2 pseudogenes are annotated in these 571 nt (G+C 65.1%); both read right to left on the reverse strand.

From position 1 onward, the window contains the following. A pseudogene (locus G6N77_RS20530) lies at positions 1-263 on the reverse strand (IS3-like element ISAar46 family transposase); the annotation flags it as partial. Beyond that, positions 263-571 (reverse strand): annotated as a pseudogene (locus G6N77_RS20535) (hypothetical protein); the annotation flags it as partial. The pseudogenes G6N77_RS20535 and G6N77_RS20530, both read right to left, overlap by 1 nt.

Consider the following 571-nt stretch of genomic DNA (forward strand, 5'->3'; position numbering starts at 1 on the left):
ATTGAGCACAGGTAGATGCCTTCGTCCAGCAGGCGGGCATAGATCTGCACCGGCGGCAGGTCCACGAACTCCCTTGAATTCACGGTCGCCAGGATGTGGGCGCGCTCGGCCGCTGAAAGCTTGTTTGCCGGCGCCGGGGCCGGCGCGGGGTCTTCTCCCGGGGTGCGGGGTTTGCGGGTTGCCGTGGCCCTGGAGACCCCGGCAATCACGGCCGCTTCCCGGGTGGGGAGGCCCGCCACGGTCAGGGCGGTGTAGGCGGCCATCAGGGTTTCTTGTACCAGGGCTGCTGCTCCGCGCTTTCGGAGATATCCTCCAAAAGCAGTCGTGCTTTTTCCATAATCGACAACGCAGCTTCAGTCCGTGCCAGCTTGCGTTCACTCACCTCCAGCTGCCGACGTAGACGCCCGATTTCTGCCTGATCGGCAGTGGGCCTGCCAATCTTTTCCCCGGGCTTCTTGCCCTCAAGGACTCCGGCGTCACGGAGCTTGCGCCACTCGGTGATCTGGGAGGAATACAAGCCCTCACGGCGCAGGAAGGCCCCGCCGCCGGTGCCGTCGTCACAGGCCTGCTG

It is taken from the genome of Arthrobacter silviterrae, assembly GCF_011045165.1.
In the GTDB taxonomy this organism is placed as follows: domain Bacteria; phylum Actinomycetota; class Actinomycetes; order Actinomycetales; family Micrococcaceae; genus Specibacter; species Specibacter silviterrae.